Annotated in this window: 18 protein-coding genes, 1 tRNA gene and 1 pseudogene; 6 read left to right on the top strand and 14 right to left on the bottom strand. The window is 63.6% G+C overall.

Features of this window, described 5'->3' with window-relative positions; all coding sequences use genetic code 11:
- Positions 1-3: 3 nt before the first annotated feature.
- Together AC4D2M_RS09745 and AC4D2M_RS09740 are read right to left on the bottom strand one after the other, a co-directional pair.
- Positions 4-1,158, bottom strand: coding sequence for a site-2 protease family protein (locus AC4D2M_RS09745; protein ID WP_490891545.1), 1,155 nt, complete (start codon positions 1,156-1,158; stop codon positions 4-6).
- On the bottom strand, positions 1,155-1,922 hold the full coding sequence (locus AC4D2M_RS09740; RefSeq protein WP_490891544.1) for an HAD family hydrolase: 768 nt from the start codon (positions 1,920-1,922) through the stop codon (positions 1,155-1,157). Before AC4D2M_RS09740 ends, AC4D2M_RS09745 begins: the two co-directional genes overlap by 4 nt.
- Positions 1,923-2,026: 104 nt before the next feature.
- Between AC4D2M_RS09740 and AC4D2M_RS09735 the strand changes: the two genes are divergently transcribed.
- A complete protein-coding gene (locus AC4D2M_RS09735) occupies positions 2,027-2,923 on the top strand; it encodes a proteasome assembly chaperone family protein (protein ID WP_490891543.1) in 897 nt (298 codons plus the stop codon).
- On the opposite strand, the gene mshC is transcribed toward AC4D2M_RS09735, so the two are convergent.
- Positions 2,920-4,203, bottom strand: a complete 1,284-nt coding sequence (gene mshC, locus AC4D2M_RS09730; RefSeq protein WP_490891542.1) for a cysteine--1-D-myo-inosityl 2-amino-2-deoxy-alpha-D-glucopyranoside ligase — start codon at positions 4,201-4,203, stop codon at positions 2,920-2,922. The genes AC4D2M_RS09735 and mshC overlap by 4 nt on opposite strands.
- A gap of 65 nt (positions 4,204-4,268) precedes the next feature.
- Positions 4,269-5,093: an undecaprenyl-diphosphate phosphatase gene (locus AC4D2M_RS09725; protein ID WP_490891541.1), complete on the bottom strand. Its 825-nt coding sequence runs from the start codon at positions 5,091-5,093 to the stop codon at positions 4,269-4,271.
- Between the two features lie 50 nt (positions 5,094-5,143).
- Here AC4D2M_RS09725 and AC4D2M_RS09720 point away from each other — a divergent pair, with 50 nt between their 5' ends.
- On the top strand, positions 5,144-6,079 hold the full coding sequence (locus tag AC4D2M_RS09720) for an aldo/keto reductase (protein ID WP_490891540.1): 936 nt from the start codon (positions 5,144-5,146) through the stop codon (positions 6,077-6,079).
- Positions 6,080-6,102: 23 nt separating this feature from the next.
- Here AC4D2M_RS09720 and AC4D2M_RS09715 read toward each other — a convergent pair whose 3' ends face one another.
- Positions 6,103-6,348, bottom strand: a complete 246-nt coding sequence (locus AC4D2M_RS09715) for a hypothetical protein (protein ID WP_490891539.1) — start codon at positions 6,346-6,348, stop codon at positions 6,103-6,105.
- A gap of 41 nt (positions 6,349-6,389) precedes the next feature.
- On the opposite strand from AC4D2M_RS09715, the gene AC4D2M_RS09710 reads away from it, so the two are divergent.
- Positions 6,390-6,623: a DUF5703 family protein gene (locus AC4D2M_RS09710; RefSeq protein WP_490891538.1), complete on the top strand. Its 234-nt coding sequence runs from the start codon at positions 6,390-6,392 to the stop codon at positions 6,621-6,623.
- 10 nt (positions 6,624-6,633) lie between these two features.
- On the opposite strand, the gene AC4D2M_RS09705 is transcribed toward AC4D2M_RS09710, so the two are convergent.
- Complete coding sequence (locus AC4D2M_RS09705; RefSeq protein WP_490891537.1) at positions 6,634-7,794, bottom strand: acyl-CoA dehydrogenase family protein; 1,161 nt, start codon at positions 7,792-7,794, stop codon at positions 6,634-6,636.
- Positions 7,794-9,095 carry a M20/M25/M40 family metallo-hydrolase gene (locus AC4D2M_RS09700; RefSeq protein ID WP_490891536.1) on the bottom strand — a complete coding sequence of 434 codons (1,302 nt, stop codon included), beginning with the start codon at positions 9,093-9,095 and terminating at the stop codon, positions 7,794-7,796. The genes AC4D2M_RS09705 and AC4D2M_RS09700 overlap by 1 nt, the downstream gene beginning before the upstream one ends.
- A gap of 183 nt (positions 9,096-9,278) precedes the next feature.
- Between AC4D2M_RS09700 and AC4D2M_RS09695 the strand changes: the two genes are divergently transcribed.
- Positions 9,279-9,881 (top strand): DUF6318 family protein, encoded by a 603-nt coding sequence (locus AC4D2M_RS09695; RefSeq protein WP_490891535.1) that lies wholly within the window; start codon positions 9,279-9,281, stop codon positions 9,879-9,881.
- Between the two features lie 107 nt (positions 9,882-9,988).
- On the opposite strand, the pseudogene AC4D2M_RS09690 reads toward AC4D2M_RS09695, so the two are convergent.
- The 6 genes and pseudogenes from AC4D2M_RS09690 to AC4D2M_RS09665 all read right to left on the bottom strand — a co-directional run bounded on the left by AC4D2M_RS09690 (position 9,989) and on the right by AC4D2M_RS09665 (position 16,777).
- Positions 9,989-10,999 (bottom strand): annotated as a pseudogene (locus tag AC4D2M_RS09690) (1-aminocyclopropane-1-carboxylate deaminase).
- 677 nt (positions 11,000-11,676) lie between these two features.
- Positions 11,677-11,760 (bottom strand) — tRNA-Leu (locus AC4D2M_RS09685).
- Between the two features lie 84 nt (positions 11,761-11,844).
- Positions 11,845-13,068, bottom strand: coding sequence for a kynureninase (gene kynU / locus AC4D2M_RS09680; RefSeq protein WP_490891534.1), 1,224 nt, complete (start codon positions 13,066-13,068; stop codon positions 11,845-11,847).
- A gap of 96 nt (positions 13,069-13,164) precedes the next feature.
- Entirely contained in the window at positions 13,165-14,094 is a 930-nt protein-coding gene (locus tag AC4D2M_RS09675) for a MaoC family dehydratase (RefSeq protein WP_490891533.1), read from the bottom strand.
- Positions 14,094-15,434, bottom strand: coding sequence for a 3-oxoacyl-ACP reductase (locus AC4D2M_RS09670; RefSeq protein ID WP_490891532.1), 1,341 nt, complete (start codon positions 15,432-15,434; stop codon positions 14,094-14,096). The genes AC4D2M_RS09675 and AC4D2M_RS09670 overlap by 1 nt, the downstream gene beginning before the upstream one ends.
- Before the next feature lie 2 nt (positions 15,435-15,436).
- A complete protein-coding gene (locus AC4D2M_RS09665) occupies positions 15,437-16,777 on the bottom strand; it encodes an acetyl-CoA C-acetyltransferase (RefSeq protein ID WP_490891531.1) in 1,341 nt (446 codons plus the stop codon).
- Positions 16,778-16,897: 120 nt separating this feature from the next.
- Here AC4D2M_RS09665 and AC4D2M_RS09660 point away from each other — a divergent pair, with 120 nt between their 5' ends.
- Both AC4D2M_RS09660 and AC4D2M_RS09655 read left to right on the top strand, forming a co-directional pair.
- Entirely contained in the window at positions 16,898-17,617 is a 720-nt protein-coding gene (locus AC4D2M_RS09660; protein ID WP_490891530.1) for a TetR family transcriptional regulator, read from the top strand.
- Positions 17,614-19,701 (top strand): acyl-CoA dehydrogenase family protein, encoded by a 2,088-nt coding sequence (locus tag AC4D2M_RS09655; RefSeq protein ID WP_490891529.1) that lies wholly within the window; start codon positions 17,614-17,616, stop codon positions 19,699-19,701. Before AC4D2M_RS09660 ends, AC4D2M_RS09655 begins: the two co-directional genes overlap by 4 nt.
- Here the strand turns inward: AC4D2M_RS09655 and glgA are convergent.
- A complete protein-coding gene (gene glgA, locus AC4D2M_RS09650) occupies positions 19,698-20,891 on the bottom strand; it encodes a glycogen synthase (protein ID WP_490891778.1) in 1,194 nt (397 codons plus the stop codon). The two genes, AC4D2M_RS09655 and glgA, sit on opposite strands and share 4 nt — an antisense overlap.
- Positions 20,892-20,950: the final 59 nt, after the last annotated feature.

Raw genomic sequence — 20,950 nt, 5'->3', positions numbered from 1 at the left:
GTGTCAGTTACTGCCTGGATGAGAGCGGCCGGTGATGGCCGCGATGACGACGGACTGGTGCAGCAGACCGGTGACCGTTCCCTGCCTGTCCGTCACCGCATACTCGCTGCCCGCGAGCCGGGCTAGATACTGTACGAGTTCCTGGCCTTCGGCGAACTCCGGAACATACGCCCCGGGGGCAAGCGCGCGGGCCACGGCGTTCACCGGTGTCGCGTCTGCCTGGGAGTCCGGCACTGCCGCCAGTGCCCCGCGGTCCACGACGGCTTCCGGCAGGCCGTTCGGACTGGTCAGAACGATGTCGACGCCCGGCCGGTCAGTGAGCAGACGCTTGACCTGTTGCACGGTGGTACCGGCCGGCATGCCCACGGCCGGGTTTTTCAGTCTGCCCGCGCTCACCTCGGGGAGCCTCAGGCGCATTTTTGCGTTGGCAATCGCAGAGCTGGCTCCCAGCCAGAGGAAACCGCCCATCACGACGGCGACGATCACCGTGATAGCGCTGGGCTGGACGCCGATCAGGAGCGGCACAAGAACGACGGCTGCGACCAGGCCGACGGCGATCACCCGGCCCGTCCATCCGGCTGCCACCGTCCCTTTTTCCTGGCTGCCGGTAGCCCGCCAGACCGCGGACTCGACGATCCGACCGCCGTCGAGCGGCAAGCCCGGCAGTACATTGAACGCCGCAACGAGGAAGTTTGCCCACACCAGGATGTTGGCGAGGAGATTGGTCACTCCGGAAGGCTCTATGAGTACGATCGCTCCCCATCCGGCAAGGGCAAGCACGAAGTTCGCCGCAGGACCTGCAAGGGCAACGATGAGTGAGCGCCCGGGGCTTGCAGCGAAATTCTCAAACTGCGTATGGCCGCCCCAAAGGTTCAGGACGATACGCGTGGTCGGCCACCCGAAACGGCGTGCAGACAGCGCATGGGCAAGTTCATGGATCAGGACTGAGCCAGCGAGCAGTACTGCGTATGCGAGAGCAACGCCGTAGGCACCGAGGCCCAGTGCCGGATACAGCTCTGCCACTTGAGGCCCGAAGACTATGACCACGAAGGCCGCGATGATGAACCACGACCACGCCAGCACAACAGGGATGCCGAGGATGCGCCCCAGCGGTATACCGTCCTGCCGGGTTGCCTCAGGTTGCCGTGGCTCGTTCACGCGGTCCGCCTGCCACCGGCACGGTCGGAATAGGACCCAACCAGGGTTTCGAGGTCCTCGACGCTGCGGCCGGCGAGGGTGGGCCACAGGTGGTCTGCGGCGTCTGGGGGCAAAGCAACGAAGTGGGGCACGCCGAGGGTGATCACTCCGGCTGCCCGGGCCGAAGTGACCCCCGGGAGGGAATCCTCGATGGCTATGACGCGATCCTTGCTCAGCAACCGGGCTTTCGACAGCTCATCAAACGCCGCCTGGTAAGCCTCAGGATCGGGCTTACCCTTCGCGACCCGATCGCCGGTTACGAGCAGTTCGAAGGTGCCGGCCGGCAAATGGCGTTCCACTTCAGCGGCCAGCTGCTGCTCCGACATCGTGACCATTGCACAGGGAATTTCCTGATCGCGGAGGGCGAGCAGAAGTTCGCGCGCACCCGGCCGCCATGGCACTGACTCGCGCACCTTTGCGGTCACCTGTTCCGTGAGCGTATCGATGATCTCGCGTACGCTGAGATCCACGCCTGCGGCCTGCAACACGCCGGCGGAAAAGGTAAGTGCCTGTCCGACCAGCCCCTCGGCCTGCGCTTCCGACCAGGAGCCGCCATGGGCAGCAACCAGCTGATACTCGGCCTCAATCCAGTACGGTTCCGTATCGACGATAGTGCCGTCCATGTCCCAGAGCACCGCCTGCAGGTCAAGCATCGCGGGCGCATCGTGCTCAGCACGCTGTTCAATATTTGAGGGCACAGCCGTATCGCTGGAAGGGGTGACCATGCCCCAAGTCTACGTGGCCACGCAGGGCCGACCGGCGGGTCCGCTCTACGCGAAGACGCGTGGTACGCCTGACAACGGCCGCGGCGGAGGTCTAGGGTGAAACGGTGAGTACGTTCGAAGACAACCAGACCCAGGGCGTTCCTGACGGCCTTCCCGGGCTCTTTCCCGAGCGGGATGGCGAGCGCCGGGTTACGGTCATGCTTGCCGCGTTCGAAGGATGGAACGACGCCGGTGAGGCAGCGAGCGATGCCCTGAAGTTTGTCGGCAAGCAGTGGGGCGGGGAAAAAATCTCGACCATCGATGCTGACGAGTTCTACGACTTCCAATTCACCCGGCCAGTCATCAAACGCAACAGTTCTGGGCAGCGACGCATCAAATGGCCTACCACGCGCATCAGCAGGGCTTCAGTCCCGGGTGGCGATCTCGACGTCATCCTGGTTCACGGAGTCGAGCCCTCCTATAAGTGGCGTGCGTACACCGCGGAACTCGTAGGTATGGCGAAGGAACTCGACGTGGACTGCCTTGTGCTGGTCGGTGCCCTGCTCGCGGATGTGCCTCATACCCGTCCCATTCCGGTCACTGTTTCCTCCGACGATGACCTGATTCGTGAGTCACTCAACGTAGAGTCCTCAACCTATGAGGGCCCCATAGGAATTGTGGGGGTTCTTGCGGAGGTCGGCCAGCTCGCTGACATCCCGACGCTGTCGATGTGGGCGGCGGTCCCCCATTATGTCGGTCAGTCTCCGTCGCCGAAGGCACAGCTGGCACTGTTGAATCGCCTCGAAGAACTGCTTCACGTCAGCCTGGATACCGCCGCGCTGGCGGAGGAAGCTGAAGCGTGGGAGCGAGGCGTCGACGAACTTTCCACGGAAGACCCGGAGGTCGCAGCATACGTGCGGCAGTTGGAGGAAGCGAAAGACACGGCGGACCTCCCCGAGGCGAGCGGCGAGTCGATCGCTCGCGAATTCGAGCGCTACCTCAAGAAACGACGGAAAGACTAGTCTTTCAACCGGATGCCCAGCAGCGCATCGAATGCGTCGGCAGCCAACTGAGCGCCGTCGTCGGTTCCCGTGAGGTGTGCCGTCTCGGCACACCACCGGTCCACCGCCTGCAGTGCGGCCGGAGCATCAAGATCGTTCGCCAGCGCTCCTCGTAGCGATGCAAGGAGATCCTGAACGGACTCCACGGTCGCCCCGGCAACAGCGGCACGCCAGGTGTCGAGGCGGGAATGTGCGGCGTCGAGGCCCTCCGAGGTCCACGACCAGTCAGAACGGTAGTGATTGGCGAGAATCGCGAGGCGAATGGCGGCAGGATCAGTGCCGGCTTCACGCAGCGCCGACACAAGCACCAGATTGCCCTTGGACTTGCTCATCTTCTCGCCGTCGAGCCCGACCATGCCTGCGTGCGCGTAATGACGGGCGAGCGGGAGACCGGAAACCGCCTGGGCATGTCCGGAGCTCATTTCGTGGTGAGGGAACATCAGGTCTGCTCCCCCGCCCTGGACTGCGAAGGGCGCCGGCAGGTGCTGGAGCGCGATCACGGAGCATTCAATGTGCCATCCGGGCCGTCCGGAGCCGAGGGAAGCACCGTCCCACGAGGGCTCTCCCGGCCGGGCAACGCGCCACAGGAGCGGGTCCAGCGGGTTGTGTTTGCCGGGTCGGGCTGGATCGCCGCCTCGCTCAGCGAAGGTCGGAATCATCTCCTCTTCGCTCAGGTGGGAAATGAAGCCCGGCTTCCACTGAGCTTCGCCGGAAGTTGCCGACAGCTGTGCAGCGCGGTCCACCGAGAAGTAGACGTCTCCGTCAGGATCCGTTTCAGATCCCGGCACGCGGTAGGCAAGGTTGCGCTTAAGGAGGTCTTCGACCACCGGGACGATGGCCGCCACCGACTCCACCGCCCCCACGTAATGGGAAGGTGCCAGAACGTTGAGGGCCTCCATGTCCGTCCGAAAGAGGTCCGTCTGCGAACGCGCCAGATCCATCCAGTCAACGTTGGTCGCAGTGGCGCGCTCCAGCAGCGGATCGTCGACGTCGGTGACGTTCTGGACATAATCCACGTCGTAGCCCGCATCGCGCCAGAGCCGGTTCAGCATGTCGAATGCCACGTAAGTTGCTGCGTGACCCATGTGCGTGGCGTCATACGGCGTAATCCCGCAGACGTACAGTCCCTGCCTGGATCCCGTGGCGATCTCCGAAAGATTTTCCCGCACGCTGTCCCAGAGGCGGATGGGCGGTGGGCTGCCGGGCAGGCTCGGAACGGTCCGGGAATTCCAGGAAATCACGCTTCTACCTTACGGGGTCGGGACTTGGCTTTCGATGGGACCTCCCAGAGGACCAGGAGGGATCGCTACGCGGAAATGACACCGAAGCCGAGGAGCAGGAAAATCACCAATCCGAGTCCAATTCGATACCACACAAAGATTCCGTAGCTTCGGGTCGATACGAACTTGAGGAACCAACCGATGATCACATACCCCACCCCGAACGCGATGATTGTTGCGAGAAGCGTTTCGAGGGCACCGTAGGGGCCCGGCGTACCGGCGCTCTTGTACAGCTGGTACAGGCCACTGCCGAAAACTGCGGGAATCGCGAGCAGGAACGAGTATCGGGCCGCACCCTCCCGGGTATAGCCCATCAGCAGACCGGCAGTGATCGTTCCGCCTGAGCGTGACACACCTGGAACGAGAGCCAGCGCCTGCGCCAGGCCGTACAGGATTCCGTGCTTGTACGTCAGGCGGTCGAGGGTGAGCCGCTGCCGCCCGACGGCATCCGCTGTGGCGAGGATCACGCCGAAAATCACCAGCATTGTGGCCACCAGCCACATGCTCCGGAACGTGCTTTCAATTTGGTCCTGAAACAGCAGCCCAAGGACGACGATCGGGACGCTGCCGATGATAACGAGCCAACCCATCCGAGCATCCGGGTCATCGCGCGCAACCTTGCCGGTAAGGGAACCGAACCATGCACTGATGATGCGGAGGATATCCCGCCAGAAGTAGACAATCACCGCGGTTTCGGTTCCAAGCTGGGTGATGGCGGTGAAGGCGGCCCCCGGGTCCTGTTCCCTCGGAAGCAGCTCTCCGGCGATCCGCAGGTGTGCACTCGATGAGATTGGCAGGAATTCAGTAAGCCCCTGAACAAGGCCCAGAACGGCCGCTTCTATCCAATTCACAAGTTAAGACCCTACGTCACCGTTTCGAACGCAGGCTTTAGGCTTGGCGTATGCAGTGGCGAAAAGTGGGTGGCAGCGGGCAACTGGTATCCGTGCTCGGGCTTGGAACAATGACCTGGGGCATCGACGTCGATGAGGAAGCAGCGCGGGAGCAGTTACGCCTGTTCGTGGAAGCCGGCGGAACCCTGGTAAGCACTGCCGCACGATTCTCTGACGGGCAGGCAGAGGCTGTACTCGGTTCACTGCTGGGCGACGTTGTTGCCCGTTCCGAGGTGGTTCTTGCCGTACTCGGCGGCATTCCGCGCCACTGGTCCGAGGGCCGTCTTGACGCCTCACGCAAAGGTCTGCTTGATTCGCTCGACGCCTCCCTCTCACGGCTGGGAACGGACAGCGTCGATTATTGGATGGCCCCGGCGGCTGGCGCAGAGGTACCTGTCGACGAGACTCTGGCCGCGCTGGAGTGTGCCTACCGCTCGGGGCGCGCCCGCTATGTGGGTGTGACCAACTACACAGGCTGGGAACTGGCCCGGCTGTGTTCCACAGCGGGTTTCCCAGTCTCCGTTCATGAAACTGAGTATTCCCTGCTGAACCGACGTGCCGAGGACGAAGTGGTGCCGGCGTCGGGCGCATACGCTGTGGGAACTTTCGCCTGGGCACCGCTCGGACGTGGTGCACTGACGGGGAAATACCGTTCGCAGCTGCCAGCCGATTCCCGCGCTGCGTCGGACGACTGGGCCGGGTACCTCGAACCGTACCTGGCCGGCCGGGCCGCTCGAATCACCGATGCGGTATCAACTGCTGCCCGCGGACTGGAACTTTCACCTGCGGAGGTCGCGCTTCGCTGGCTGCTTCATCGGCCATCGGTCGCCTCGGCTCTGCTCGGGACACGTACGGGAGCACAGTTGAAGGAACTTCTGGGATGCTCGCAGGAACCGCTGCCCGCGCAGATATCGGAGGCGCTCGACGAGATCTCTGCGCCCCGCTAGCTGATCAGGTGGTGGGAAGTCAGTCAGGAACCGCTGACTGCTTCCCCTTCGACTTCTTCCTCTTCGTCGTCTTCGTAAATGACGAGCGGGGTCACTTCACCGTAAGCGTCGTACAGCGATTCCTCGTAGGCCTCAAAGGAATCCGCGATCGAAAGATAGGCAGACTCGACTGCCGGGTCATCGTCTCCCCTGCGCGATGCTGCCGCGGCGAGGTGTTCTTCCAGTGCGGAAACCAGCGATTGCAATGCGACACGCGGATCGATGCTCATGGTCTAGACGTTATCGGTAAAGTGAAGCAAATTGGAGGGAAATGCGCGAACAATTTCTGAACTCAACCGCCATTCGGGAACGTGACTACGGCCGCCAGTATGAGTACCTCGTAGTCACCATCAGCGCGGGCGAACCGCTGTCTGCGGCACGCCAGCTCCTCACCGAGCACGCGGAGTACGGCAAGTGGGAACTGGAGCGTAGCTGCATCTATATCGGCGGCCACCGGAGGTTCTGGCTCAGGCGCAAGGTGCTGCGGGTGCAGCGTACGGCCTGATCAGCAGGCACTAATCCTGCTGTTCCGGTCCCAACCGTGCGCTCGCGACCGTCCGGCGCGCTGACTCCAGGCTGGAGGGGTGGAAGGAACCAGCTGCCACGTCCCGCGACAGGCGGCTGATTTCGCTGTCGTTGAAGTAGCCCCTGCCGCCGGATAATGACACCGCAGCGTCCACCAGCTCGCGGGCGACCCCGGTGGCGTGAATCTTGAGGGACACCAACTTGGCGAACCAACGGTCCCCGTGATCGACGCCGGCATCGAGGTCTGCGGTAAGCATCCGGACATGGGCGTCGAGTGCCTCCCACCTCATTCCCGCGTCCGCTACCGTTGCCCGCACCCCGGGTCGCGATGCGACGGGAAGGCCGTCCAACCCCGGAGGGCGCTGAAGCGGAGCCTGCGCCGACAGCTCAAGAGCGCGGTCCGCTACGCCGGCGTAGACGGCGCTGATCAGCGTCTCGAACGCGGCGAAAATTGCAAAGACGAGCGGGTCCGCGTTTGGTCCGACCGGCAAGTGCCGGAAGATCCGCTTCTGTGGGATCACGACGCCGTTCAGACGTGTTGTGTGCGATTGCGTCGCCCGCATCCCGACGGTGTTCCAGTCCTCGACAATCTCGACGCCGGCCGAGCCCCTGGTGATGAAACCGTGGATGAGCTCCTCACCCTCCCCGTCCGCACTCTTGCCGACGACGCCGAGGCGGGTCCACACAGGCGAGAGGCTGGTGAAGATTTTGGTGCCGGTGAAGGCGTAACCACCGTCCGCCCGCTGCTCAGCGACGGTCCTTGAATCGAACAGCACTGCATCATTACCGGGCTCGGACAGACCGAAAGCGAACACCTCACCTGCGGCGGCCTCGCTGAGAATAAAGCCGAGCGATGAGTCGCCACCCTGCTCAAGGAGCCGTGCTACCCCTGTCCAGACCAGGTGCATATTGACCGCAAGGGCGGTTGCCGGAGCCGCCGCCGCCAGCCTTCGCTGGCACGCAACCGCCGCCGCCATGCCCACGGCTGCCCCGCCGTCGTGCTCGGCGCAGAAGAGACGCAGATAGCCGCGTGAGACGAGCTCGTCGAAATCCTCTCGGCAGAACACGTTGCGGGCGTCATAATCGACAGCGCGCGCGCGAAAACGGTCAAGAAGGTCTGCGGGAAGGATCTCTTCGGCGACGGATAACATCAGCTGTTCGTGAGCAGCCTGTTAAGCACACGCGCCCCGAAGCGGAGGGAGTCGGTGGGAACTCTTTCATCCACGCCATGGAACATGCCCGTGAAGTCGAGATCATCGGGCAGTCGCAGCGGAGCGAAGCCGTATCCGGTGATGCCGAGCCGGCTCAACGACTTGTTATCGGTGCCGCCTGAAAGCGTATATGGCAGGACCTTGGCACCTGGGTCCTCAGCAAGCAGCGAGTCCACCATGCGGTCAACCAGGTTACCGGCGAACGGCACCTCAAGGGAAACATCCTTGTGGGCGTAAGTGACGTCCACAGACTCTCCTGCAAGGGACTTGATGGTCGCCAGTACCTCTTCCTCCTGCCCCGGGAGCGTGCGGACGTCAATGAGCGCTTCGGCGCTGCCGGGAATGACGTTGTGCTTGTAGCCGCCCTTCAGGACAGTCGGGTTGGAGGTGTTCTGCAGGGTGGCGCCCACAAAGCGGGCAACTGTGCCCAGTTCCTTCAGGATTGTCTCGGGGTTGTCGGCGTCGAACTCGACGCCGGTGAGTTCCGTGACGCCGTCCAGGAACTGGCGCGTGGTGGGCGTCAACTCGACGGGCCACTGGTGCTCGCCGATCCGCGCCACTGCCCGGGCGAGCTGTGTGACCGCGTTGTCGGTGTTGATCTGGGATCCGTGACCGGCACGGCCGTGCGCAACCAGACGAAGCCACGAGATACCCTTTTCCGCCGTCTGCAGCAGATACGTGCGCTGACCACCGATCGTTGCAGAGAAGCCTCCGACCTCCGAGATAGCTTCCGTCGCGCCGTCGAACAGTTCCGGCTTGTTATCCACCAGCCACGAGGCGCCGTAGTTTCCCCCTGCTTCCTCGTCGGCGAAGAATGCAAAAATCAGGTCGCGCTTGGGCCGGGTGCCCTCGCGCTGCATGGACCGAAGGACCGAGAGGATCATGGCGTCCATATCCTTCATGTCCACCGCGCCACGACCCCAGATCAGTCCGTCGCGCTCCTCTGCACTGAAAGGATCGACGCTCCAATCCTCCTTCTGCGCGGGAACTACGTCCAGGTGCCCATGAACCACCAGGGCGGGAAGGCTCGAGTCGCTGCCCGTAATCCGGGTCAGAACCGAAGCCCGCCCGGGAGCTGATTCGAACAGTTGCGCCTCCAGGCCAACTTCTTCGATGAGCCCGGCCGTATATTCGGCCGCCTTGCGCTCCCCCGGTCCTTCGTTGTCGCCGAAGTTCGAGGTGTCGATTCGGATGAGGTCGCGGCAGATCCGGACGACTTCATCTTCAGGGGCGACGCCCATGGCAGACCTCCATTGGTAGTAGGTAGGTAGGACCAGCCTACCGATGCCAGGCGCAGTCGATCTCCGATTGCTGTGATTTGCACCACGTTGGGCGCCTCTTTGACTCTTGTTGCCTCAGGCTACGGCTAGTCTGTTGGGCGTCGGCGCCAATCAGGCGCGTAAATTACCTTCCCTGGGGAGAACATGAAGACCATCAAGATCGCGGCCACCGCCGCCGTCGCCCTCGCTGTGCTGGCCGGCTGTGGTGAGTCGACCGACTCCGCCGCCACACCATCGAATCCGGCGCCAGCGCCTGCAAGCTCGACCGCACCCGCGCAAAATATTGCCGAGCCGGCAGTCAACGACCTCATGAGCTCGCCGACCGCGGACGGGGCGAAAGCGTTCCTGCACCATGTCTTCCAACTCAAGTCCTACGCTCTGCAGACTGGTGATATCGAACCGCTGCTCGCCACTTTCGACGGGGCAGACGCAGCGGTTGCTGATGCGGAAACAGTCAAGGCCATCTACGACGACGGCGGCTGGGTCCTGGGTGGGCAACCCAAAGTGAAGCAGATCCTCGTTACGACTCCTGCCGACGAGGTTGCCGAGGGCGTGGAGGTTGACGCACTGATTCCTGTCAACCCTGATGCCTACACGGCATTCAACGAGGCCGGCGAAGTAGAGGAGACCCGTCCGTTTGATTCGGCCGGCTCCCTTTACTCGGCCACCGTTGTCTACTCCGACGGCGCCTGGAAGGCGACCTACCTCGAAGAAACGCCGGACGCCGAGCTGCCTGCCGCTGAGTAGGACCTGCACGCTGCACGGCTGCACCCGCTCACCGCTTCCTGCGGAGAGCGGGTGTTCTCGTTTGGGGACAGGCTTCAGCTATTGGTGGCGCTTCCGGGTAGCACCTGCTAGGAGCGAAACAGCCCGCTATACGCATTCAGTGCGAGTTGACCGCCGAGGTGGGCGTACAGGACATTGCTGCCGGCCGGGATGTCGCGGGTCTTCACCAGGTCGATCAGCCCGGCCAGCGATTTGCCCTCGTACACCGGGTCAGTGATCATGGCTTCCAGCGAGGCGCCAAGCATTATTGCTTCCAGGGTGGATTCGACGGGAATCCCGTAGAGGTCCCCAGCCCAACCCTCCATGACGTTGATCTCGTCGTCACGGAGTTCACGGCCCAGCCCGATCAGCTCCGCAGTATTCCGTGCGATGCGTTCAACCTGCTCCCGCGTTTTCTGGAGTGTCGCAGAGGCATCAATCCCGATTACCCTGCGCGGCCGGTCCTGGCCGGCGAACCCTGCGATCATGCCTGCGTGAGTGGACCCGGTAACCGTGCAGACGACGATGGTGTCAAAGAAAACACCGAGTTCGCGCTCCTGCTTTTCCACCTCATACGCCCAGTTCGCGAAGCCCAGTCCCCCGAGTTTATGATCCGAACCGCCGGCGGGAATGGCGTAGGGCGTCCCCCCGGCCGCTTTGACCTCTTCAATGGCGTTCTGCCAGCTGCTGCGTATTCCAATGTCGAATCCGGCGCGGTCGAGGCGCACATCGGCGCCCATAATCCTGGAGAGCAGGATGTTTCCCACGCGATCAGACAGCGGGTCCGGCTATTCGACCCAGTTCTCCTGGACGAGTCGCGCCTTCATGCCCAGTTTCGCCGCCACAGCAGCGACCTGCCTGGTGTGGTTCGACTGATACCCGCCGATGGACACCAACGTATCCGCCCCCTGCGCGATCACATCCGGGATGAAGTACTCCAGCTTGCGGGTCTTGTTGCCGCCGAAGGCCAGGCCGCTGTTCACGTCCTCTCGTTTCGCCCAGATCTCGGCGCCGCCCAGGTGGGCAGTGAGCCGCGGGAGGTGATGAATCGGGCTCGGCCCGAACGTCAGGGGGTACCGCTCAAAGTCAGTGATGGCCATCGGGGATTCCTTCTTCAAGTCCGGCATTACGTGGGCGCGCTGCGGCAACTCTCCAGCCTGTCTAGGTGCACGGGGGAGCAAGTATTTCACAGGCCGGCAGCGCCCAGCAGGTCGTCTCGGCGATGCACGAGTTGGCGGCGCGATTATCGGCGCGGGAATTTCGACAGCCCGGTAATCAGGGAAGTCCGGGAACAGACAGCACCCGTCATTCGTCATATCGGGCGGATGCGTTTCGGTACGTTCCCGGCGCGGCCCCTAGGAAGCTTCGGCTTCTTCGCGTGGGGCCTCCCAGACGGTGACCGTCCTGTGCCCGGGATGCAGGTAGGTGTGGTTTTGCGCAATGACCGTTTCGGTCCTCGTCGTTGAAACCGTCCATGTACCCGGACAGGTCTTGCACTTGATTGTTCCCATATCCGCCCCAAAAACTAGTCCCACTCCGATGCAGGATTTCAGCATCCACCGCTATTGGCAAGGCGGTCAAGCACTTTCTCCATCTGATGGAGATACTTGAGGTGCTCTTGAGGTTACCTTTCAGTAACCGCACGGCGGGCAGGGCCGGTCTGACACGGGGACACTCTGGAGGCGTCAGCGGACAACTATCAGCACCCGCGTGGTTGAACACGGACCGAGCATGGTTTCGGGCACAAAAAAACCCCGGAAAACCGGGGTTTTTGTTGTGCGCGGAGGGGGACTTGAACCCCCACCCTCAATAAGAGGACTAGCACCTCAAGCTAGCGCGTCTGCCATTCCGCCACCCGCGCAGGTGGTGATTTCGAGCTTCAAAACTCTCGAAAGCAGCGAGAAAAACTCTAACACGATCATGGCCCAAGAGTTTAATCGGGCGCTCACTGCAGCTTCTCCGCGATCGCCCGAATACCGACAAACGTCTCCTCGAACGACGTCGACAGCGGCGACAGTCCCAGACGGAGTCCGTGGGGGTTACGGAAGTCCGGGATGACGCCACCGCTCCAAAGCGCGGGGAGCATCGTTTTGAATGACGGATGATCGATCGTTATGTGGCTTCCGCGCTGCCCGGGATCACGAGGTGAAGAAACCTTCACTTCATCGGCACCCATCAGTTCCTCTACGGTGTCGATCGCGAAGGACGTGAGCTTCACCGACTTCGCTCGGACCGCCTCCATGCCGGCATCTTCAAGGACGTCCAGCATGTCCTGCAGCGCAAGCATTCCAAGGATTGGCGGAGTACCGGACACCATGCGGCGGATCCCTTCCGCCGGCTGGTAACCCGATCCCATCCCGAACGGGTCTGCGCTTCCCAGCCAACCCTGGATGGGCTGAGAGAGGTCGGCGAGATGCCGCCGGGCAACGTACGCCCACGCGGGCGCCCCCGGGCCGCCGTTGAGGTACTTGTAGCTGCAACCTACGGCGAAATCTGCCCTGCAGGCGTCCAGTTCCACCGGGACTGATCCCACCGAGTGGCTGAGGTCCCACACAATGAGCGCTCCGGCATCGTGAGCCAGCCGGGTGATCGCCTCCATGTCGGCAATGTGGGCGGAACGGTAAGCAACATGGCTAAGGACGACGACGGCCGTGTGCGGGCCGAGTGCCTCACCCACCTCCTGTGGGGCGGGGCCGGCGTCGTAAGCTGAGTCCACCCAGCGCACGCTCAGCCGGCGGTCGGACGCTATGCCCTCCACGATGAAACGGTCGGTGGGGAAGTTGTCGCGTTCAATGACGATCTCGGTACGGTCAGGCCGTGCCGCGAGGGCGGCGCGGATGACTTTGTACAGCAGCACGCTGGTGGAATCAGCCACTACGCACTGGCCTGCCTCAGCGCCAAGGGTGATGCGGCCGATCCTGTCCCCCACCTTCTGCGGGAGCTGCAGCCACTGCTCATCCCAGCCGCGGATGAGCCGGCCGCCCCACTCCTTACGAACAAACTCCGTGAGGCGTTCGGTCGTCACCTTGAGCGGCCGGCCGAGGGAGTTGCCGTCGAGGTACGCCGCAATCGCTGTATCGTCATGACCTTCGAAACGGGACCGGTACGACGCGAGCGGATCTTGAGCATCGAGGTCACGGGCGAGACCGAGCCTGGAGTCGTCATTCATGAGATCAGTGTATGTGGGCCGGAGGCGGCTCCTTCGGCTACACGAAGGAGCCGAAGGAGCTGGCTTCCCCGCGGACTTCAAGGAGTGGTCATGCAACTATCCCGTGCTCGTGTCGCCGTCCAGCCTTTCCAGGCGTCCGGAGAAATGCGTACGAGGGCGGCGCGGATCCCACGCGGTCACGCTCGCGCTCTGCCACTGGGCAGTGGAAGACCTGTCCACGTCTGCAGAGATGAATACCCTTGACGGCAGGGTGACGGGCGCACGGAACTCCACGGTCCAGCGGAAGGGTGATGCCTCTCCCGGACCTGCGTCCGCTGCCATACGGGAGGCGAGGTACATCCCGTGGGCGATCGGTCGCTTCATTCCCAGAGCCCTCGCTGACAGGACGCTCAGGTGGATCGGGTTGTAGTCCCCGGACACCGCCGCGTACCGGCGCCCGGCGTCCTTGGCCAACGACCATTCGCCCGTTGGGTAGTCCGGCGGTTCTTCCGTTCCATTCCCGGACTCTGCAGCCGCGGCCACGGAATCCGAGCCGGTGACGGCCGAATGAATACCCTTCGCCAGGTAGGTTGACCGGCCCTTCCACACTGGCTGGGAAGCACTCTCAACATCGACCACCACGTCTACCTGGGTGCCGCTGCGATGCGGCAGCAGGTTCTCCACCCATGCGGTAACACTCAGGCGTTCATCGAGCGCGATCGGACGCAGATGATGGATCTCGTTGCGGAGGTGGATCATGCCGAGCAGCGGCAGCGGGAAATCCGGGCGCGCAAGAACGCTGACGGCCACCGGAAACGTGAGGATGTGGATGTAGCCGGAAGGCAGAAACTCGCCCTGCGGCCGGCCCATCAGCTCTTGGAATTCACCAACCTTCTCCGGCGATGCCGTGAGGTTCTCAAGCCGATGCGTGGCGCCCGGCAGGCCGAGGACGCCGTTTTTTCGGTGCAGACTCTCACGTGCGGAGCGGGCCAGGGCCTTCGCATAGAGAGGGGTAAGGCGCGGCGGGGTCTGAAGCACACGGTCCATCACGCACCCACAAGGTTTTGCCCGCAGACGCGCAGCACCTGGCCGTTGATTCCGGCAGCACCGGGGGAAGCGAGGAAGGAAACCGCTTCAGCCACGTCCAACGGAAGGCCGCCCTGCTGCAGGCTGCTGAGGCGACGCGCGACTTCGCGGGTGGCGAATGGGATTTTCGCCGTCATATCCGTCTCGATGAATCCGGGGGCCACGGCGTTGATCCTGCGTTGTGAGCCTTCCATTCCGTCGGCCGTTGCGCGGACCATGCCGATGACCCCGGCCTTGGACGCGGCATAATTTGCCTGACCGCGGTTGCCGGCGATCCCGCTTGTCGATGCGAGGCACACAATACTGCCGTCCGTGCTGAAATCGTTCGACGCCAGCAGTTCCTCGTTGATCCGCAGTTGCGACTCCAGGTTGACAGCCAGGACCGAGTCCCAGCGGGCCGAATCCATGTTCACCAGCAGCCGGTCCCTCGTGATGCCTGCGTTGTGAACCATGATGTCGAGACCTCCGTAGCGGACCGCAGCGTGGTTGAGGATCCGTTGTGCGGCATCGGGCGCGGTGACATCGACCTGCAGGGCGGTGCCGCCGACATCATTCGCCACGCGAGCGAGCTGCTCCCCCGCCGCCGGCACATCCACGGCGATGATCTGTGCCCCGTCGCGCCGGAGTACCCTGACGATCTCCGCCCCGATTCCACGGGCTGCTCCAGTGACCACTGCGGTACGACCGGCAAGCGGCGCCTCAGGGCTCAGGCGTTCTTCCCCATCAGCGGAACTCACAAGGAGGAACTGCCCGTCGACATAGGCGCTCTTGCCGGAAAGCAGGAATTCAAGGGCTGCACTCACACCGGGCGCGGTCGCCTCGACTCCGGCACCGAGGAGGATGCCGTTCGCCGTCGCACCTCCCCGCACTTCCTTGCCGACGCTCCGAAGGGCGCCATCGACTGCGTGCCGTGCGGCGGCAGTCTCCGGCCGGCCGCTGGTCCCCGCGGGCCGGGAGACGGTGATGATGCGCCCACCGGGGAGGAGCTGACGGAGTACCGAGCCGAGCTCAAGGAAGATACTCGAGAGGTCGGTGGGGTGTGCGAGGTCGTCGAGCACGACGACGGCAGCCCCCAGTTTCTCTTTCGGCGGTACGTGCCTGCGTACATCTTGGTTCCACCCGAGCAGGGTCGACGCGATGGCCTGGGTGGCAGCAGAACCACCGAGCACCAGAACGGGTCCCGGAACAAGCGGTGCCCCCGGTACGTATCGGCGCAGCGGGACGGGACGCGGTAGACCGGCCGCTTTGGCGACCCTGCCGAAGGGCTGGGCATTGACGAGTTTGAGGTAAGTGTCCGCCATGATCAGCATGCTTCCAGAATCGCGACTACGCCCTGACCACCGGCGGCGCAGATGGAGACGAGCCCTCGCCCGGAACCTCTTTCAGCGAGCGACTTGGCGAGCGACGCCACGATGCGCGCACCGGTTGCTGCGAAAGGGTGCCCAGCGGCGAGTGATGAGCCGTTGACATTGAGCTTGGTGCGGTCAACCTTTCCAAGGGCCCCCGGCAACCCGAGTTGGGTGCGGCAGAAGTCGTCGTCCTCCCAGGCGGCGAGGTTACTGAGAACGGTGCTGGCAAAGGCCTCGTGCATCTCGACGAAATCGAAGTCCTCGAAGGTCATGTTGTTTCGCTCCAGCAATCGCGGCATGGCGTAGGCCCCCGCCATGAGGAGTCCTTCCTTGCCATTCACGAAGTCCACAGCCGCTGCTTCCGCGTCCACGACATTTGCCAGCATGGGGAGGTTGTGCTCCCTTGCGTACTGCTCCGAGCCCAACAGCACCACCGCTGCGCCGTCAGTCAACGGGGTGGAGTTGCCGGCGGTCATAGTCGCCTCGGCCGTCAGATTGCGGCCGAATACGGGCTTGAGCGATGCCAGCTTCTCAAGGGAGGTGTCCGCCCGCAGGTTGCCGTCGCGGGACACCCCCCGGAAGGGCGTGACAAGGTCATCGAAGAATCCACGGTCGTAGGCAGATGCCATGTTCTTGTGGCTGGCCAGCGACAACTCGTCCTGCGCCTCGCGGCTGATCTCCCAGCGCGCGGTGGTGATCGCCTGATGCTCCCCCATGGACAGTCCGGTCCGCGGTTCCGAGGTTGTGGGTGCATTGGGCTTGAGATCTGCCGGACGGAGCCTGCTAAGAGCGGCGAGTTTCTGGGGTGTGCTCCTCGCGCGTGAAAGATTGAGCAACACCCGCCGCAGCCCTTCACTGACCACCACGGGAGCGTCCGAAGCGGAATCGACCCCGCCGGCGATCGCCGATTCTATCTGGCCAAGCTTGATCTTGTTGGACAGTCCGACGACGGTCTCAAGGCCGGTTGCGCAGGCCTGCTGCACATCGTAGGCAGGCGTGTCGGCGGCGAGCGCGGAGCCAAGCACCGCCTCCCGGGTGAGATTGAAGTCCCGGGAATGCTTCAGCACGGCACCGGCGGCGACCTCGCCGATCCGTTCGCCCTGCAAGCCGAATCGAGCGACGAGGCCGTCCAGCGCCGCCGTCAGCATGTCCTGGTTGGAGGCGTAGGCGTACGGTCCCCCGGCACGGGCAAACGGGATTCGGTTTCCCCCGATGACAACGGCGGCCCTTGGCTGCCCCGTGCTGCCACCATTGCGCTCCGGTGTGGGGTTCGGTTGAGGGGGAAGAGTGTTCACTGTTGCTCCTTGGCTGGCGCGTGTGCGTGGATCGGAGGGCGGAACCCTGCAAGCCCGCGTCTGGGGGCATGCTGATGCCATCAGTTATCGATACCCAGCGTACCTGATACGCTGGGTATCGTGAATCAGCTGATAGCACCCGTGAGGCATTCCGCTATTGACGGGAGAGCCAGCAGGTGGTCAAAGCATCGCGAAGCCAGGCGGGTCGCGCTGATAAAGACCGCCCGTAAGGCAGTACACCGGATCGGTCCCGGCGCTTCCATGGAGGACATCGCTTCCGCAGCGGACACCTCGAAGTCGGTTTTCTACCGATATTTCGGAGATAAGGCCGGGTTGCAGCGCGCCATGGGCGAAGTTGTTGTCGGGCGGATGCAGGAGCAGTTGATCGAAGCCGCTAGGAAAGCCGGCACCCCCAGGGAGGGGCTGCGGGCCATGGTTTCGGCGTATCTCCAAATGGCTGAGTCCTCGCCGAACGTCTACGTTTTCGTTACGCAGGCAGCTCCGGAACCCGGGTCTGCGCTTGAGGGCTCCTCTACGCTCAGTTCCTTCTTCGACGCGATCTCCGCGATGCTTGCCAGCCCCATGGAGAGCTATCTTGCTGAGGAGCCGTCAGCTACCGTGCCGCGGCCGCTCGCGCTGTGGCCCCGTGCGGCGATCGGCATGGTCCGCGCCGCCGGAGAGCAATGGCTTTCCATGCCTTCGGGCCCCGACCGCCCCAGCGAATCCGACCTCGCGGACGCCATCACTACCTGGCTTTTCGATGGGATCGCAGCAGCCGTGCCGGAGGTCACCCTCGCCGATACTCCCCTCCGCAGCCCACGTTCGAAGGACGACTCATGACCCAAACAACAACGCGTCCCGAATTCTCGGTACCCGCAACCCTTCCGATTCACGACGACGACGCCGCCGTCGTGAACGTCGCAGCACTTGGCGAGCAATTGCTGGGGCAATGGGCGGACACCCGCCGAACGGCGCGCGCGCTGGTCGCTGACCCGGCACTCCACAAGGTGGAAGGTGCCTCCTGTGCGGAGGCTCGTGAGCGGTGCCTGGACCAACTCCATCTCCTGGTTCAGACCAAGGCAGTCCACCGCGCCTTTCCCTCATCGCTGGGCGGGTCCGATGACCACGGCGGCAATATTGCCGGATTCGAGGAACTGGTTGTCGCAGACCCTTCGCTCCAGATCAAGGCAGGTGTCCAGTGGGGACTGTTCGGAGCCGCCGTACTGCACCTTGGCACCGAGGAGCACCATAGGCAGTGGATACCGGGCATCATGAATATGGACATTCCCGGCTGCTTCGCGATGACCGAGACCGGGCACGGATCAGACGTCTCCAGTATCGCCACCACCGCTACATTCGAGCCGGAAAGCGACGAGTTCATACTCCACACGCCGTTCCGCGCCGCGTGGAAGGACTACATCGGCAACGCCGCGAAAGATGGCAAGGCAGCGGTAGTGTTTGCCCAGCTGATCACCCGCGGTGTGAACCACGGCGTCCATGCCTTGTACGTGCCGTTGCGTGATGACGAGGGGAATTTCCTGGAGGGAATCGGCGGCGAAGACGACGGGCTCAAGGGCGGACTGAACGGCATCGACAATGGACGGCTGCACTTCACCCACGTGCGGGTCCCCCGGGTGAACCTGCTCAACCGGTATGGGAACGTCAGCGAAGACGGGACATACACCTCGCCGATCGAATCACCGGGCCGCCGGTTTTTCACGATGCTCGGAACGCTCGTGCAGGGTCGGGTTTCCCTGGACGGCGCTGCTGTCGCAGCCAGCAAACTGGCGCTGAAGGCGGCAATCCAGTATTCGGTTGAGCGCCGCCAGTTCACCACTGGCTCGGAGTTGTCCGAGGAGGTTCTGCTCGATTATCAGCTCCACCAGCGCCGCCTTCTCCCCCTCCTCGCGACCACTTATGCCGCATCATTCGCGCATGAGGAGCTGCTCGAGAAACTGGACGGTGTGTTCTCGGGTGAGCATGACACGGATGAGGACCGCCAGGATCTCGAGACCCTCGCAGCGGCGCTGAAGCCGCTGTCCACCTGGCACGCGCTCGACACCCTGCAGGAATGCCGGGAAGCCAGCGGAGGAGCAGGCTTCCTCACAGAGAACAGGTACACCTCCCTGCGCGCCGATCTCGACGTGTATACAACGTTCGAGGGCGACAACAATGTCCTGCTCCAGCTCGTTGCCAAGCGGTTGCTCGCCGACTATGCCAAGGAGTTCCAGGGCGTCGATTTCGGTGTACTGGCGAGGTTCGTAGCAACCCAGGCCGCCGACCGCACCCTGCACCGAACAGGCCTGCGCCGAGTGCTGCAGACCGTCGTCGACACCGGTTCCGAGCGAAAGTCGGCGATCGCGCTGCGTGATGAGGAGACCCAGCACGAGCTTCTCTGTGGACGTGTTGACGCCATGGTCGGTGAACTTGCGGGTGCCCTGCGGGGCGCGCGCCGACTCCCGCCGGCGCAGGCTGCCGCAGTGTTCAACCAGCACCAACACGAACTGATCCAGGCGGCACGTGCCCACGCGGAACTGCTGCAGTGGGAGGCGTTCACGGCGGCGCTCGCCGAGACCGAAGACACCGGCACACGGCAGGTGCTGACCTGGCTCCGCGACCTGTTTGGGCTCTGCCTCATCGAGGACAATCTGGGCTGGTACCTGATGAACGGCCGGCTCTCGGCCCAGCGCGCCCGGACGCTTGGCCCGTACATCAACCGGCTGCTCCTGAAGCTGCGCCCCCACGCCGTCGACCTGGTCGACGCGTTCGGTTACGGTCCGGAACACCTCCGCGCAGCCATCGCGACCGGCGCCGAACACGAGCGGCAGGAAGAGTCCCGCAACTACGCCCGGATCCGGCGGGCCGGCCCCGATGCACCGCTGGACGAGAAAATCCTCATCGCAAGGAAGGCCGCAGCGGGCTAGAGAACCGAACGGTAGACATTCAGTGTGGACTCCGCGATGGAGTCCCACGAGAAGTGCTCCTCCGCCCGAATGCGTCCGCGCTTGCCCATCGCGCGGGCGCGCTCGGGATCCGCAACCAGCACATTGAGGGCGTCGGCGAAATCGTTCACGAACCCTTCCGGGTCCAGCGGAGTCCCTGTGCCGTCCTGGACCTGTTCGAGGGGAACAAGAGTGCCGGTGACGCCGTCGTCGACCACCTCCGGAATTCCGCCCGTTGCACTTGCAACAACGGCTGCTCCGCACGCCATGGCCTCCAGGTTAACGATCCCAAGCGGCTCATAGATTGACGGGCAGGCAAAGACAGTGGCGTGACTGAGCACCTGGATGAGCTCGTCCCGCGGAAGCATGCGTTCGATCAGGATCACCGAACCGCGTCTCGCCTGCAAGTCGTCGATCAGGCGCGCAGTCTCTGCTGCGAGTTCCGGCGTATCTGCGGCGCCGAGGCACAGCACCAGCTGGACATCGGCGGAAAGCTTCGCAGCGGCGCGCAACAGGTACGGCACGCCCTTTTGGCGAGTATTCCTGCCAACGAAGACCACACTCGGACGGGCAGGATCGATGCCCAGCGCCCGGATGGCGTCGTCATTGCGGTCCGGCGTCCACGCTTCGGTGTCAATACCGTTATGGACTACCTGGACGCGCGCCGGATCAACGTCCGGGTAGCAGCGCAGGATGTCCTGGCGCATACCGTCCGAGACTGCGATGACAGCGGCAGCTGCCTCGTACGCTGTCTTCTCAACCCAGGAGGAAAGGGCATAGCCGCCGCCGAGCTGCTCCGCCTTCCACGGACGCAACGGCTCCAAACTGTGAGCGCTGAGCACATGCGGTATTCCGTGCAGCAGCGAGGCAAGGTGGCCGGCCATATTGGCGTACCAGGTGTGGGAGTGCACAAGGTCTGAGCCGCTGATGCCCTGCAGGATGGACAGATCGGTTCCCAGGGTCTGGACCGCGGCGTTCGATTCGATGAGTCCGTCCGGCACGCCGTAGGTGCTCACACGCGCCCCATGATAATTGGCGGGACGCGGCGCACCGAAGCAGTGCACGTCCAGCTCGACACGCCCGGCAAGCACGCGGGCCAGTTCCGCGACGTGAACACCTGCGCCGCCGTAGATTTCGGGCGGGAACTCTTTCGTCACAATGTCTATTCGCACGTTTCCAACGTAGTGCAGGCCGGGCGAGTCCTCTAGTGTGAGTCGCAAGAGGTCATACT

The organism is Arthrobacter sp. TJ-270 (assembly GCF_058269075.1).
This window is presented reverse-complemented; position numbering and strand designations above follow the sequence as displayed.

Excerpts from the sequence above, each read along its gene's own strand:
- AC4D2M_RS09740 (WP_490891544.1), bottom strand. The coding sequence starts at position 1,922 with ATGGTCACCCCTTCCAGCGATACGGCTGTGCCCTCAAATATTGAACAG.
- AC4D2M_RS09720 (WP_490891540.1), top strand. The coding sequence starts at position 5,144 with ATGCAGTGGCGAAAAGTGGGTGGCAGCGGGCAACTGGTATCCGTGCTC.
- AC4D2M_RS09715 (WP_490891539.1), bottom strand. The coding sequence starts at position 6,348 with ATGAGCATCGATCCGCGTGTCGCATTGCAATCGCTGGTTTCCGCACTG.
- AC4D2M_RS09710 (WP_490891538.1), top strand. The coding sequence starts at position 6,390 with ATGCGCGAACAATTTCTGAACTCAACCGCCATTCGGGAACGTGACTAC.
- AC4D2M_RS09705 (WP_490891537.1), bottom strand. The coding sequence starts at position 7,794 with ATGTTATCCGTCGCCGAAGAGATCCTTCCCGCAGACCTTCTTGACCGT.
- AC4D2M_RS09700 (WP_490891536.1), bottom strand. The coding sequence starts at position 9,095 with ATGGGCGTCGCCCCTGAAGATGAAGTCGTCCGGATCTGCCGCGACCTC.
- AC4D2M_RS09695 (WP_490891535.1), top strand. The coding sequence starts at position 9,279 with ATGAAGACCATCAAGATCGCGGCCACCGCCGCCGTCGCCCTCGCTGTG.
- kynU (WP_490891534.1), bottom strand. The coding sequence starts at position 13,068 with ATGAATGACGACTCCAGGCTCGGTCTCGCCCGTGACCTCGATGCTCAA.
- AC4D2M_RS09675 (WP_490891533.1), bottom strand. The coding sequence starts at position 14,094 with ATGGACCGTGTGCTTCAGACCCCGCCGCGCCTTACCCCTCTCTATGCG.
- AC4D2M_RS09670 (WP_490891532.1), bottom strand. The coding sequence starts at position 15,434 with ATGGCGGACACTTACCTCAAACTCGTCAATGCCCAGCCCTTCGGCAGG.
- AC4D2M_RS09655 (WP_490891529.1), top strand. The coding sequence starts at position 17,614 with ATGACCCAAACAACAACGCGTCCCGAATTCTCGGTACCCGCAACCCTT.